Below are 13487 nucleotides of genomic sequence, written 5' to 3'. Positions count from 1 at the left end.
GTCTTCGTCGGCCGCGGACGGTGCCTTGCGGGGATCCCGGCCGCGCTCTAACCCCGGATGTCTCAGCGTCCCCATCCCGCGAGTTCCGCCATGCGTTTCACCGGCACCGCCGACTACGTCGCGACCTCCGACCTGACCACGGCGGTGAACGCCGCCATCGTGCTGGAGCGACCGCTGCTGGTGAAGGGGGAACCCGGTACCGGCAAGACGGTGCTGGCCGAGGAAATCGCCAAGGGCCTCGGTGCGCCGCTCCTCACCTGGAACGTCAAGTCGACCACCAAGGCGCAGCAGGGCCTCTACGAATATGACGCGGTCTCGCGCCTGCGCGACAGCCAACTCGGCGACCCGCGCGTCTCGGACATCGGCAACTACATCCGGCGCGGCAAGCTGTGGGAGGCCTTCACCGCCCCCGAGCGCCCGGTGCTGCTCATCGACGAGATCGACAAGGCCGACATCGAATTTCCGAACGACCTCCTGACCGAGCTCGATCGGATGGAATTCCACGTCTACGAAACCGGCAAGACGGTTCGGGCCGAACGGCGCCCGATCGTCATCATTACCTCGAACAACGAGAAGGAGCTGCCGGACGCCTTCCTGCGGCGCTGCTTCTTCCACTACATCCAGTTCCCCGACGCCGAGACCCTGAAGGCCATCGTCGAGGTACACTATCCGGGCATCAAGCACCGTCTGGTCGAGGAGGCCCTGCGCGTCTTCCTCGAGACCCGCGAGGTCCCGGGTCTGAAGAAGAAGCCCTCGACCTCCGAGCTACTCGACTGGCTCAAGCTTCTCGTCTCCGAAGACGTGGCGCCCGAGACCCTGCGCGAGCGCGATGGCCGCAAGCTGATCCCGCCGCTGCACGGTGCGCTCCTGAAGAACGAGCAGGATGTCGGGCTGTTCGAGAAGCTCGCCTTCCTCATGCGGCGCGAGCAGCGCGGTAACTAAGCCGCACCATCGGGCGTCTGCCCCTGGCCCGGCGCATCGGCGGAACCCAGATAGATCGGGTGGCCCGAGCAAGGTTCGTCTCCAGTGGAACGCTTCCGATGAATCTGAAGAAGCTCGGTCGCACCGGCCTCGACGTCTCGCCTCTCTGCCTCGGCTGCATGACCTACGGGGTTCCCGAGCGCGGTCCCCATCCCTGGACGCTGCGCGAGGACGAGAGCCGGCCGATGATCAAGCGGGCGCTCGATCTCGGCATCAACTTCTTCGACACCGCCAATGCCTATTCGGACGGCACCAGCGAGGAGATCGTCGGGCGCGCCCTGCACGACTATGCCGACCGCGACGCCGTCGTGCTCGCCACCAAGTGTTTCTTTCCTCTCAAGAGCCAGCCCAATGCCGGTGGACTCTCGCGCAAGGCGATCTTCGCCTCCATCGATGCCAGTCTCAAGCGCCTCGGCACCGACTATGTCGACCTCTTCCAGATCCACCGCTGGGATTACGGGACGCCGATCGAGGTCACGCTGGAAGCGCTCCACGACGTGGTGAAGGCCGGAAAAGCCCGCTACATCGGCGCCTCATCGATGTACGCTTGGCAGTTCGCCAAGGCGCTCTTCACGGCCGACCGCCACGGCTGGACCCGCTTCGCCACGATGCAGGACCACTACAACCTGCTGCACCGGGAAGAGGAGCGCGAGATGCTGCCGCTCTGTCTGGATCAGGACATCGCGGTGCTGCCCTGGAGCCCTCTGGCCCGGGGTCGGCTGACCCGCGACTGGGATGTGCGCAGCGCGCGTCAGGATAGCGACGAGGTCGGCCGGCATCTCTACGCCTCCGCGGATGCGGCCGATCGGGCCATCGTCGCTCAGGTCTCGACCATCGCCACCACGCGGGGCGTGCCGCGCGCCCAAGTCGCCCTGGCCTGGTTGCTCCAGAAATCGGTGGTGACCGCGCCGATCATCGGCGCGTCAAAGCCGAGCCATCTCGCGGATGCCGTCGCGGCTCTCGATCTCGACCTTACGAGCGAGGAGGTGAGTGCCCTCGAAGCGCCCTATACCCCGCATCCCGTCGTCGGATTCACCTGAAAGTCCAAGCCCGCATGCGTCGCCTGATCCTCCTGCGTCACGCTAAATCCGACCGTCCGCCCGGCATCGCCGATCTCGATCGCCCGCTGAACAACCGCGGCAAGCGCGCCGCCCCGCAGATGGGGGCGTACCTTTCGGCCGAAGGCTTGATTCCCGAGGCGGTCGTCGTGTCTCCGGCACAGCGCACCCGCGAGACCTGGGATGCGATACAGAGCGCCCTGCAGGGGCCCGAGGCCGAGATCGTCCCATCGATTTACGAGGCGCCGGAAACGGCCTTGCTCGCCATCGTGCGGTCGACGCCGAATATCGTGGGGAGCCTCCTGATGATCGGTCACAATCCCGGCCTGCAGGATCTGGCGATGCGGCTGGCCGGCTCCGGCGACAAGGACGGGCGCAAGCGGCTGGCGCTGGAGTTTCCCACCGCTTCCGTGGTGGTCCTAGATTTCGACGGGGACGCCTGGAATGCGGTCGCTGCCGGGATGGGACGGCTGGAGCGGTTCGTCGCCCCGAGGGACATCGACATCGCGGATTGAACCCTTCTGGCCCGGACGCCGTTGCCCTGATCCCGAACAAGCTTCGCAGATCCCGTGCTCCTGACCACGCTCCTCGTCCTCTCGACGCTGCTGCCGCGCCTGGAGGGGACGATCGAAGATCTTCGACCGGACGCGACGCGCTGGCGGATGGCATCTGCGGCATCCGAAAGGAATTCTGCGCCCTTCCCGGTCTTCGAATCCGAGGGCCGGGCCGTCTCGAACTGGCGCTATGAGGCAGCCGAAAGCCTGCGCCCCGCCTCACTCGCTCTAGTGGCCCGCTACACGTCCGGCGCCCCGGCCTTCGTCGCCCGTTGCGTCAAGCTGAACAATTACTGGTGCATCAAGAAGGCCCGCTGGAACGGAGAGATCGGCGCGGACAGCGAGGGTCATACCGGATTCGCCACCGCGGCCGATGGCGCCGATGCGGCGGCGCAGCTGCTTCGGCGCTACTATCGCGAATTCGGCCGCCGGTCGGCCCTCGCCATCGTGCGGCGCTGGGCTCCCGCAGAGTGCCGGATCGGCGGGTCGGTCGCACCCCTCGCGAGCCGTCGAACAGGCACGAGGATTTCTCCGGAGATCGCGCCCCGCGGGATCGGCGGCACGCTCCGGGCCCGCTTCCTGGCTCGCCATTCACGCGGCGGCATCTCCCGCGCGGCCATTGTGGGACGGGGCGGCCCTCTGCGAATTCAGCCTTGGTCGCCCCTGGCGCGCCTACGGGGGCGTCCGAGCCCGGTGCGCGAGACAGCCAAAGGTCCAGCTTCCACGAAGTTGGCAGCGGCGACGCCATCGAAATCGGCACTGCTGGTCCGCCCTTCCGAAATTTTAGTGAAGCCCTCGACGATGATCGCCAGGCCATCCGTGCTTCTCGTCGAGCCGAGCGCTGTTCTGAGCGCCGCATCGACGGCTCAACAGCGTGTGCCGCCTACGAAAGCCGGGTCGGTGGCGCGTCTGCAGGAGCGTTTCGTGGCGGAGTCCGCCGCTCTGCCGGCGATTGCGGCGGGCGCGTCGAGCCTGCCGCTTCTCGATCTGAGCGTGCCGGCGCCGGTCTGCGGCAACGATGAGACCCGCATCCGCAACTATGCCACGCGGATCGCCGCCAGCGTCGGCCTGAAAGTCGAAGACGACCTCGAGCTGTTCGGACCCGACGGACGTCCATTGCCGAACCTGCGCCCGGTCATGCAGGCGATGTCGAGCGTGGAGCTCGGGGCCCTGCGCGCTGCCCCGGCCCTGGTGGAGACCGCCATTGAGCGTCTCGATACCAACACCCTTGCCGCCGCCAACGCACCGGTCACGGCACCCTGAGCAGCGAGGCTTGACCCGCACGTCTTGCAGCGGCGTTGTGGTCGCGCCACCTCAGCGACATCGCTGCGGCGTCCAGCCTCGCCTTCCCCAACCCGCCCCATGAGAAGGTTGCCATGAACAGCTTCGCCGCGCGTGCGGGTTCCGCGGTCAAGGCTTTCGCCGAGGCATCGAGCGACCTGCTGATCCAGCCCACCCTGCGGCTCGGCGTCACCGGTCTCGCGCGATCGGGCAAGACCGTCTTCACGACGGCCCTGATCCATCACCTCGTCGAAGCCCATGCCCTTCCGGCCTTTGCGCCGGCCCACGAGGGCCGCCTGCGCCGGGCGCGCCTCGTGCCGCAGCCGGACGACGACATTCCGCGCTTTCCCTATGAGGACCACTACGCTGCCCTGACCGAGCAGCGACTCTGGCCACGCTCGACCGACCGGATCAGCCAGTTCCGCCTCGCCATCGAGTATGAGAGATCCGAAGGCTGGCGCTCCGGTCCGGGCATATTGATGCTCGATGTCGTGGACTATCCGGGTGAGTGGCTTCTCGACCTCGCACTGATCGATCAGAGTTACACCGCCTGGTCGCGCGCCACCATCGCGGGCACGCGCCGAAGTGGCCGCGGAGCGATGGCCGCGCCCTGGCTCGAGATGCTGAGGGGGCTCGACCCGCACGGCCCCCTTGATGAGGTGGTGGCCGAGCGCGCCAGCACCGGCTTCAAGACCTATCTCTCGGCCCTACGCGCCGGTCCCGAAGCCGTGGCGACCACACCGCCCGGACGCTTCCTGATGCCTGGCGATCTCGCCGGCTCGCCGGCCCTGACCTTCGCGCCTCTCGACAACCTGCCTGAGATCCTGGCGCCGGACAGTCTCGCCGGACTGATGGAACGCCGCTTCGAGGCCTACAAGGCGAAGGTCGTCGAGCCGTTCTTCCGCAACCACTTCCAGCGAGTCGATCGGCAGATCGTCCTCGTCGATGTCCTGGCGGCGGTGGATGCCGGACCGGCCGCGCTGGCCGAGCTCGAGGAGGCGCTCGATGCCGTGCTTCTCAGCTTCCGCATCGGGCGCAACACGATTCTGTCCCGGCTGTTTGCGCCACGCGCCGAGCGGATCCTGTTCGCCGCCACAAAGGCTGACCATTTGCACCAGACGAGCCACGATCGCCTCGACGCCCTGCTACGGCTGCTCGTTTCGCGGGCGATGCGGCGGACGGAAGCGGCAGGCGCACGGGTCGGCACCGTCGCCCTGGCCTCGGTCCGGGCAACGCGTGAGACCACCGTGCATGACGGAGACGAGATCCTCCGTGCCGTATCCGGTACGCCGGAAGCGGGCGAGCGCGTCGGGGACGAGATCTTCGACGGCTTAAGCGAGGCGGCGATCTTCCCCGGTGAGCTGCCGCAGCGCCCGGAATTGGTATTGGAAGGAGCCGTCCCTCCCGGGTCCTTACGGTTTCCCCGCTTCCGACCGCCCCTCGTGAAACCCGATGCCCTCGGCCGGCCTGGTAACCTGCCGCAGATCCGGCTCGACCGCGCCATGCAGTTCCTCATCGGCGACAAACTCGCCTAAGACCTCCGGGATGTCCCAGTCATGAGCTCGAGCAACCGCCCCCGTGCCTTTCGCATTCCGCCGAGCGGATCCGAGGAGATCACCGACGGCATTGCGCCGTCTCCCGCGGTGGCGGCCCATGTCCGAATCGTCGAAGAGCCCTTCGAGGTCGTCGATGCGGCCGACGGTGTTGCGGTGCCTGTCGCCCCCAAGGCGCGCGCTCCGTGGCTCAGCCTGCTTCTTATCGCTCTCGGAGGTCTCGTATCCCTCGGCGTCGGGTTGTCGGTGGAGCGCCTGATCGCAGACCTGTTCAGCGCCGCCCCCTGGCTCGGCACCGTCGCCCTGGTCCTGCTGGCCGTCGCGGCAGTCGCATTCCTAGCCCTCGTCGCCCGGGAGTTGTCGGGGATCTGGCGCGAGCGCCAGATCGAGCGGGTCCGCGCCAAGGCGATCGAGGCGATTGCCACCCGCGACCATTCCGCCGCGCAGGCCGTTGTGCGTGACCTGACGGGTCTCTACGCCGAGCGTACCGCGTTGGCGGCGGGCCGTGCTCGTCTCGCCACCCTCGGCGACGCGATCCTCGATGTGGACGACCGCATCGGCCTCGCCGAGCACGAGTTGCTCGCGCCCCTCGATCGCCAGGCTCGCAACGCCATCGCGGCCTCGGCCAAGCAGGTGTCGGCGGTGACCGCCCTGAGTCCACGTGCCATTGTCGACGTCGCCTTCGTGATCTTTGCCGCCGTGCGCCTGTTGCGCCGGATCGCCACGATCTATGGCGGACGCCCGGGCTTTTTCGGCTTCCTGCGCTTGGCGCGTGCCGCTTTCGCCCATCTCACCGTGACGGGGGGCATGGCGGTCGGCGAGAGTATGATCCAGCAGGTGCTCGGCCTCGGCCTTGCCGCCCGCGTCTCGGCGAAGCTGGGCGAGGGTGTCCTTAACGGCCTAATGACGGCTCGCTTCGGCCTTGCCGCGCTGGCGGTCTGCCGGCCGCTGCCGTTCGTGCGTGAGGCGCCGCCGCGACTTTCGGACGTGGCGGGCGAACTGCTCAAGCCGCTGACGGATGAGGCGAAGGGCTGATCGCTACAGGGTCTTCATGAAGCCGGCGAGGCGCATCAGGCCTTCCGGCCAGGGACCGTGCCCGCTCGCCACGTTGATGTGCCCGGCCTCCCCCGCATCGACCACGACAGCACCCCAGGCATAAGCGAAGTCCTCGGCACGGGCGTAGCTGCAATAGGGATCGTTGCGGCTGGCGACCACCAGGGACGGGAAGGGCAAGGGAGAGCGCGGCACCGGTGCGAAGGCGGTGACGCTGGCGGGCAGGTTCGGCGTCGTCTCCACGTCCGGGAAGGCGACGAGAAGCGCACCGCGCACAACGCCCGGCGCGAAGTCCGAGGCGGCCTGCACCGCGGCCACAACGCCGAGGCTGTGCGCGATCAGGATCACGGGGCGGGTCGCGCCGTTCACAGCCCCGACGATCCGCGCGCGCCAAGCTTGAGCATCAGGGTGATGCCAGTCGTCTTGTACAACGATTCGACCCGTGGAAAGCCGATCGGCCCAGCGAACCTGCCAATGCTCGTCTTCAGAGCCGGCATAGCCCGGCAAAATCAGGATCTCGCAGTCGGCAATCTTCATGGCTTTGCGATACCGGCTGGGCTCCGCGTCGTCGAGTCGTTCGAAATCCTCGATGTGGAAAGGGGCGGCACGATTTCGTGCCGCCCCTTTCATGCCTGACTCGAAAGATCCGCGTGATCGATCAATGCGCCTTAGGCGCGGAGGATGGTGACCGAGCTTGTGCCGGAGCGCCGGTCTCCGGCTGCTCGTTGCCGGCGGCCCGCTGAACGGCGGCGTTGAGGTTCTCTGGATCGAGGGCGCTCGCGACGAAGTCCCGTCCGCGATGGGTGACGTCGCGGGCGTAGCGAAGGCCCTGGTCACGCACTTCGTCCGCCCAGGGACCGACATTCTCGTCCTCGGTGCGGGTCCGCGGAAGCAGGGCGCCGATGAGGAGACCGGCCGCGAGTCCAACGACGCCAACGAGGAGTGGGTTTTCAGATACGAAGTCCTCGACGGCCGAGCGGCCATCCTGGAGGCGCGCACTGCTACGCTCGCTGAGATCGTTAATGCGGCGGCGCCCCTCCTGGCGGGTGTCCGATGCCCAGCCTCGGGCGTCGTCGTAAACATCCGAAGCCCGTTCACGCAGGTCCTGAACCGTGTCGGAAACGCGGTCGCGGACGTCGCCTGCGGTCTCAGCCGCGCGGTCGCGGAGGTCGCTGGCGCGGGCCTTCACCTCGTCGGTGGTCGAGGAACCATGGCTGCCCTCCGTCGTGTAGATGCTGTGTGCCTCGGTGCCGGAGTGGTGGGAGCCCGGGCTCGGCACATCGTGCAGGGAGCCTTCGGCCTGATGGCCGCGCGGCATTCCGGCGGCGAGAGCGATATCGTCGGGGAGCGAGCGGTGCTCGTCACCGGGTTTCTGGGTCGAACTCATGGGTTGCTCCTGAGAGTCGCCGAAGGCCGCATGGGCTGGATCGGGTCACGTGCGGTTGTCCGCGAGGGCCTAAATCTGGGTTTCGCTGGCGAGATGGTTGACGGGATGCTGCGTCGGAAGATCCGGATCGTAGACGCGGTCGGCGCCCGTCTTCGTCACCGGAAGGCCGTCGACCGCGAGGCGCGCGCGCCGGCGGATTCCCGGCGTCGTCTGGTTGGTCGACATGCGGTGGATAAGCCAGCCGAGTCCGGCGGCGATGAGGAGCACCGGAACCGGATTGCGCCGCACCGCCTCCAGAGCCCCGTCATAGGCGCCGCTGAGCGGCGTACGCCGAGCGTTGCCTAGCATCTCGTCGACGATGCTGGAGACTGAAAGCCGCTCTTGAATTTGGTCAATGGTCTGGTCGAGACGGGCACGGCTCGCCTCGATGTCCTTCTCCAGATCGTTCAACGATTCGGTCATCCCGAGACCCTCTCAGACAATGTACGGGCGTCCTCGCGGACTTGGCGGGTCGTACGCACGGGGGCGAGGGTCGAGAGCGACATGGCATTTCGCCCGATCAAGGCAAGCGCCACAGCGACGACGAGGAGGACGCCGCCGACGATCAAGGCGGCGAGGGCCTCCGAGTGAACCATGGTGGCAAGCCATTTCACCAAGGCGTCGACGAGGACAAAGAGAGCGACGACGCCGAAGACGGCGGCGCCGACGAGGAGCCCAAGGCCGATGAACAGCGCTCGGACGTTGCTGGTCATCTCATTGCGGAAGAGGGCAATCTCCTTCCGCGCAAGTTCGTTGGTTTCCCGCAGGGCGTCGCCGATCAGGCCCTGGATACTGGATTGCGGACCGGTGGTCATCGAACGGTCCTCAGAGGCGATGGGAGGTCGGATGGGTACTGTTCAGAGGTGCGGCACTCGTCGACTTGATGAAGCGGGCCACCACGAAGCCGGTAAGGAAAGTCGCGACCGCGACCGCCACGGGAGCGCGCCGTGCGAACGCTTCTGCATCCTCGTAGAATTCCGAGAAGCTGCGTTCCTCGATCGAAGTGCCGAGATGCTCGAGACCATCGGCGGCACTGTCGAAGAAGGCCCTGATGTTAGGCTGCGCCTCGAAGGTCTTGCTGGACTCCCGGACGGACGTCGCGAGGTCGGTCACGGAGCGCGCGGCGTCGCCCTTGCGCTGGTCGATGTAGTCGGTTGCGTGCGAACGAGCCGCTTCGACGAAGCTGCGGCCACGCTCCGCCGCAACATCTGCGATCCCCTCGACATCGCCGCGCAGAGCCTTCCAATCGGCCGCCTGGTTCGCCGGCTCCGCGCCCATGGGGCCTGGGGGTTGGTTTGCGGTCACGGTGAGACTCCTCGGCACGAGTTGAAAAGAAACGGCATTTGCGACGGTTAAACAGCAGCGGAAGAGACAGGGTTCCGCCTTGGGGTACCGCGTCTCGGACGAGGCCTGGGACGACCGGCGTCAGGCTCCGTTCAGCCGCGGTCTGGCAAGGCGCGAAAGCTTGAGCGTTGCGGTGTTCGGTAGGGTGTTCGGCGATGTCTGCGAGATGCAACGCCGGGCGCCGGAATGAGACAGGACGGGTTTTGAAGTGGGTTTATTTGCCGTGAACCCCACGCATTCAGGTCTTGACCCGGGTCCATCGAACGCGCTTGGCTGCACCGACGGATCGCGCTCGGCTTCCGCGCGTTCACCCAATGTATCAGTCTGGTCGCGCGCAATTCTGCGCGGGACCCGTGAGGACCGGAGCCGGCTTCGTGGCACGTCTCGTCATCGTATCGAACCGCGTTGCAATCCCCGAGGAAGGGGGAAAAGCCGTTGCGGCAGGTGGCCTCGCGGTGGCCGTCAAAGAGGCGTTCACCGCCTATGAAGGCCTCTGGTTCGGCTGGAGCGGCAATGTCGTCGAGAATCCATCCAGCGAACCGACCCTGATCGATCGGGGGCATATCAGTTACGCCGTGGTCGATCTGTCACCGCAGGACCATCGGGAGTATTATAGCGGCTTCGCCAACCGCGCCCTCTGGCCGATCATGCATTACCGGCTCGGCCTTGGAGCCTTCTCGCGCTCCGATTATGCCGGTTATCAGCGTGTGAACCGCATCTTCGCCCGAGCTCTCGCGAACCTCGTCGAACCCGACGACATCATTTGGGTGCACGACTACCACCTGTTGCCCCTGGCTTCCGAGCTTCGCGGGCTCGGGATCGCCAATCCGATCGGATACTTCCATCACATCCCGTGGCCGGCGGCAGACGTGTTCAACACGCTCCCCGCCAGTGGCGATCTTCTGCGCGGCATCGCGGATTACGATCTGATCGGTCTGCAGACCGATCCGGACGTCCACAACCTGACACGCAATCTCATCGACGAGCTTCGAGCGATTCCCCTCGGCGGTGGCTCCCTCATGGTGGACGGCCGCCGCACGCGCATCCGCAGCTTCCCGATCGGGATCGATGTGGCCGGCTTCAAGGAAGCGGCCGAGAATGCCGGGTCCAACCGTACCGTTCGCGAGACGATGGCGGGCCTGCGGACGCGCAAGCTGCTGATCGGCGTCGACCGCCTGGATTATTCCAAGGGTGTGCCGGAGCGGATGGAGGCGGTGGACCGTTTCTTCGCCTCCAACCCGGACCAGCGCGGGAACGTGGTCTATCTTCAGATCACCCCGAAATCCCGGACCGAAGTTCCGGAATACGAGGACCTTAGCCGCGAGGTGAACGAGACCGTCGGACACATTAACGGAACACTGGGCGAGCCGAACTGGACGCCGATCCAGTACGTCACCAAGGCCTATCCCCGTCCTGTCCTCGCCGGCCTCTATCGGGCTGCACGCGTCGGTCTCGTTACGCCGATGCGCGACGGGATGAACCTTGTCGCCAAGGAGTACGTCGTCGCGCAGACAGAAGAGGATCCCGGTGTTCTTGTGCTGTCGAAATTCGCTGGCTCGGCCCGACAGTTGCCCGAGGCGCTTCTCGTCAATCCCTATGACCGCTTCGAAGTCGCGGAGGCGATTCGTACCGCGCTCTACATGCCACGCGGTGAGCGCCTCGATCGCTGGAAGCCCATGGTCGAGCGTATGACGCGCGAGGATGTTGACTGGTGGGCGCGTAATTTCATGGCGGAACTCGAGAACTTTCGAACGATCGAGCGTGAGCCGCCCCGTACCGCCGCCGCTGCGGAATGATCTGTCGGCGTCGTCCGGCGACGCCTAAACCCGGGACGACACCAGATTCTTGATCGCAACTGACCACATGATCGGCGTCGATGACGGCGTGCCGGCGCCGCTCGGCGCGCATTTCGACGGGCGCGGTGTCAACTTCGCTTTGTTTTCGCAGAATGCCACGGCCGTCGACCTGTGCCTATTCGATCCTGGCGAGCGCCACGAAACTCGTCGAATTCGGCTACCCTGTCGCACCGACGACGTCTGGCACGGTTACCTGCGCGGCGTATTCCCGGGCCAGCTCTATGGCTACCGCGTCCACGGTCCCTGGGATCCGGCTCAGGGCCACCGCTTCAATCCAGCCAAACTGCTGCTCGACCCCTATGCCCGAGACATTCAAGGCCGCATCCGTTGGCATGATTCGCTCTACGGTCACCGCCGCGGACTCCAGCGCGCGGACCAGATCGACCGGCGCGACAGTGCCGCATTCATGCCACGTGGCATCGTGGCGCCGCCGGAGGTGCCCGACCTCGCGGTGAGCCCGGTTCGACGACCGCTGTCGCAGACGGTGATCTATGAGGCGCACGTCAAGGCACTCACGCAGACCCATCCGGACGTGCCGGAGGCGGCACGCGGGACCTATGCGGCACTCGCCCATCCGGCGATCATCGAGCATCTTCTGAAACTCGGCGTCACCGCCATCGAGCTCCTTCCGATTCAATCCTTCGCCGACGACCGTTTCCTCGTCGAGAAGAACCTCGTGAATTTCTGGGGCTACTCGCCCCTGAACTACTTCGCCGCCGATCCACGCTACCGCGGCCCGGCCGGCATCGGTGGCCTGAGGGCGGCTATCCGCGAGCTCGCCGCCGCCGAGATCGAAGTGATCCTCGACGTCGTCTACAATCATACGGCGGAGGCCGATCACACCGGCCCAACCCTGTCGTTCCGCGGCATCGACAACGCCAGTTATTACAAGCTGAAACCGGACAATCGCCGCGAGGAAATCGACTGTACCGGCTGTGGCAACACCCTCGACCTCGACCATCCGCGCGTCATGCAGATGGTGCTCGACTCCCTGCGGCACTGGGTGACCGCCTACGGCGTCGCTGGTTTCCGCTTCGATCTGGCGACGAGTCTCGGTCGCAACCCGTATGATTTCAGCCCCAAGGCGGCCTTCTTTCAGGCCGTCGCGCAGGATCCCGTCCTCGCCCAGGTGAAGATGATCGCCGAACCCTGGGACATCGGCGCAGGGGGGTATCAGCTCGGCGGCTATCCCCGCGGCTGGAGCGAGTGGAACGATCAGTTCCGCGACAGCATCCGGGGCTTCTGGCGCGGCGATCGCGGCACCCTGGCCAAGGTCACGCAGGGTCTCTCCGGCTCACGCGAAATCTTCGCGGCCTCCGGGCGGTGGCCGCTGTCGAGCATCAACTTCGCCGCCTCTCATGATGGCTTCACCCTGGCCGACGTCGTAGCCTACGAGGAGAAGCACAACCTCGCGAATGGTGAGGACAATCGCGACGGCCATGGACACAATCTCTCGCGTAATTACGGCGTCGAGGGCGAGACCAGCGATCCAGTCATCCTTAACCTGCGGGCCCGTCAGAAGCGCAATCTCCTGGCGACAGTGTTCCTCGCGCAGGGCGTGCCGATGCTGCTCATGGGCGATGAGCGCTCGCGCAGCCAACGCGGCAACAACAATGCCTACGCGCAGGACAATCAAACCAGCTGGATGGACTGGGAGAACGATCCCGATCTCAGCCTCACGACCTTCGTCGGCAACCTGACACGCCTTCGCCGCGAGCAGCCCGCCCTTCGTCGGCGCGACTATCTCACTGGAGCACTGGTCGATGACGGGCCGCTACGGGACGTTCACTGGCTTGCCCCGGGCGGGACTGAGATGGCGGATTGCGATTGGGCGGATTCCGAGCGGCAAGCCTTCGGCATGCAGATCGGGAACGACCTACCGCAGGCGGATCGCCTGCTGATCCTCGTCAACGCGGCTGAGGAGCCCTGCGACTTCACCCTGGCGCCGATCATCGGCGGCCCCTGGACGCTCGTTTTCGACACCACCAAACAGACCGGTGCGGTACCGGCCGGACAGGCTCTGTTTCCGCCAGGGGCCGGGATCCGCCTCGATTCGCAGGCAATTTACGTCCTGCGCGCGAGGCCGGCTTCGGCCTATCGGGGATAAGCGCAGGCGGATCGAAATCGTCGCCGGGGCTCGGACGAGGGCTCATCCCGCCGATCCCTCATGGCACAGCTCATGACGCGCTTGTTCGAGGAACTCTTCGCGTTCGGAATCGGAAAGCGGCAGCAAAGCGCATTCGGAGGTCGGGTGGGCGTCGGCGCCGTCGGCGTCCCAGCATCGCTCTGCCTGACCCTTCCGGGCGAAATTGAGCTTGGCCCTCCCCAGGACCAGGACTGCAACAGTCTCTTTCATTTCGGATCTCAGAGCAGGGGCGAGC

At 66.2% G+C, this 13487-nt stretch carries 13 protein-coding genes; 8 read left to right on the top strand and 5 right to left on the bottom strand.

Going from position 1 to position 13487, the window contains the following annotated elements:
* Positions 1-90: 90 nt before the first annotated feature.
* The 6 genes from AC6EUL_RS15210 to AC6EUL_RS15185 all read left to right on the top strand — a co-directional run bounded on the left by AC6EUL_RS15210 (position 91) and on the right by AC6EUL_RS15185 (position 6462).
* On the top strand, positions 91-942 hold the full coding sequence (locus AC6EUL_RS15210) for an AAA family ATPase (RefSeq protein ID WP_499871049.1): 852 nt from the start codon (positions 91-93) through the stop codon (positions 940-942).
* Between the two features lie 98 nt (positions 943-1040).
* Entirely contained in the window at positions 1041-2021 is a 981-nt protein-coding gene (locus AC6EUL_RS15205) for an aldo/keto reductase (RefSeq protein WP_056217224.1), read from the top strand.
* A gap of 14 nt (positions 2022-2035) precedes the next feature.
* Positions 2036-2554 carry a SixA phosphatase family protein gene (locus AC6EUL_RS15200; protein WP_499871046.1) on the top strand — a complete coding sequence of 173 codons (519 nt, stop codon included), beginning with the start codon at positions 2036-2038 and terminating at the stop codon, positions 2552-2554.
* A 54-nt stretch (positions 2555-2608) separates the two neighbouring features.
* Positions 2609-3856: a hypothetical protein gene (locus AC6EUL_RS15195; RefSeq protein WP_499871044.1), complete on the top strand. Its 1248-nt coding sequence runs from the start codon at positions 2609-2611 to the stop codon at positions 3854-3856.
* 113 nt (positions 3857-3969) lie between these two features.
* The gene (locus AC6EUL_RS15190; RefSeq protein WP_499871042.1) at positions 3970-5409 is read left to right on the top strand and encodes a YcjX family GTP-binding protein; all 1440 of its coding nucleotides are present in this window, start codon (positions 3970-3972) and stop codon (positions 5407-5409) included.
* 21 nt (positions 5410-5430) lie between these two features.
* Positions 5431-6462 (top strand): YcjF family protein, encoded by a 1032-nt coding sequence (locus tag AC6EUL_RS15185; RefSeq protein WP_499871040.1) that lies wholly within the window; start codon positions 5431-5433, stop codon positions 6460-6462.
* 3 nt (positions 6463-6465) lie between these two features.
* On the opposite strand, the gene AC6EUL_RS15180 is transcribed toward AC6EUL_RS15185, so the two are convergent.
* The 5 genes from AC6EUL_RS15180 to AC6EUL_RS15160 all read right to left on the bottom strand — a co-directional run bounded on the left by AC6EUL_RS15180 (position 6466) and on the right by AC6EUL_RS15160 (position 9211).
* On the bottom strand, positions 6466-7017 hold the full coding sequence (locus AC6EUL_RS15180; protein WP_499871077.1) for an RBBP9/YdeN family alpha/beta hydrolase: 552 nt from the start codon (positions 7015-7017) through the stop codon (positions 6466-6468).
* Positions 7018-7138: 121 nt separating this feature from the next.
* Positions 7139-7867: an ElaB/YgaM/YqjD family protein gene (locus tag AC6EUL_RS15175; protein ID WP_499871038.1), complete on the bottom strand. Its 729-nt coding sequence runs from the start codon at positions 7865-7867 to the stop codon at positions 7139-7141.
* Between the two features lie 69 nt (positions 7868-7936).
* A complete protein-coding gene (locus AC6EUL_RS15170) occupies positions 7937-8329 on the bottom strand; it encodes a DUF3618 domain-containing protein (RefSeq protein ID WP_499871036.1) in 393 nt (130 codons plus the stop codon).
* Complete coding sequence (locus AC6EUL_RS15165) at positions 8326-8721, bottom strand: phage holin family protein (RefSeq protein WP_056217248.1); 396 nt, start codon at positions 8719-8721, stop codon at positions 8326-8328. The genes AC6EUL_RS15170 and AC6EUL_RS15165 overlap by 4 nt, the downstream gene beginning before the upstream one ends.
* A gap of 10 nt (positions 8722-8731) precedes the next feature.
* A complete protein-coding gene (locus AC6EUL_RS15160; protein ID WP_156394190.1) occupies positions 8732-9211 on the bottom strand; it encodes a hypothetical protein in 480 nt (159 codons plus the stop codon).
* A 413-nt stretch (positions 9212-9624) separates the two neighbouring features.
* Here AC6EUL_RS15160 and AC6EUL_RS15155 point away from each other — a divergent pair, with 413 nt between their 5' ends.
* Positions 9625-11046: an alpha,alpha-trehalose-phosphate synthase (UDP-forming) gene (locus AC6EUL_RS15155; protein WP_499871033.1), complete on the top strand. Its 1422-nt coding sequence runs from the start codon at positions 9625-9627 to the stop codon at positions 11044-11046.
* 67 nt (positions 11047-11113) lie between these two features.
* A complete protein-coding gene (gene glgX, locus AC6EUL_RS15150; protein ID WP_499871031.1) occupies positions 11114-13213 on the top strand; it encodes a glycogen debranching protein GlgX in 2100 nt (699 codons plus the stop codon).
* Positions 13214-13487 lie beyond the last annotated feature (274 nt).

The organism is Methylobacterium sp. 001424705 (assembly GCF_059816145.1).
The sequence above is the reverse complement of the archived record's forward strand: the minus strand, read 5'-3'. Positions and strand labels throughout refer to the sequence as shown.

Bases quoted from the DNA above. Each gene is read 5' to 3' on its own strand.
- AC6EUL_RS15165 (WP_056217248.1), bottom strand. From the start codon at position 8,721: ATGACCACCGGTCCGCAATCCAGTATCCAGGGCCTGATCGGCGACGCC.
- glgX (WP_499871031.1), top strand. From the start codon at position 11,114: ATGATCGGCGTCGATGACGGCGTGCCGGCGCCGCTCGGCGCGCATTTC.
- AC6EUL_RS15180 (WP_499871077.1), bottom strand. From the start codon at position 7,017: ATGAAGATTGCCGACTGCGAGATCCTGATTTTGCCGGGCTATGCCGGC.
- AC6EUL_RS15190 (WP_499871042.1), top strand. From the start codon at position 3,970: ATGAACAGCTTCGCCGCGCGTGCGGGTTCCGCGGTCAAGGCTTTCGCC.
- AC6EUL_RS15210 (WP_499871049.1), top strand. From the start codon at position 91: ATGCGTTTCACCGGCACCGCCGACTACGTCGCGACCTCCGACCTGACC.
- AC6EUL_RS15185 (WP_499871040.1), top strand. From the start codon at position 5,431: ATGAGCTCGAGCAACCGCCCCCGTGCCTTTCGCATTCCGCCGAGCGGA.
- AC6EUL_RS15170 (WP_499871036.1), bottom strand. From the start codon at position 8,329: ATGACCGAATCGTTGAACGATCTGGAGAAGGACATCGAGGCGAGCCGT.
- AC6EUL_RS15200 (WP_499871046.1), top strand. From the start codon at position 2,036: ATGCGTCGCCTGATCCTCCTGCGTCACGCTAAATCCGACCGTCCGCCC.
- AC6EUL_RS15205 (WP_056217224.1), top strand. From the start codon at position 1,041: ATGAATCTGAAGAAGCTCGGTCGCACCGGCCTCGACGTCTCGCCTCTC.
- AC6EUL_RS15175 (WP_499871038.1), bottom strand. From the start codon at position 7,867: ATGAGTTCGACCCAGAAACCCGGTGACGAGCACCGCTCGCTCCCCGAC.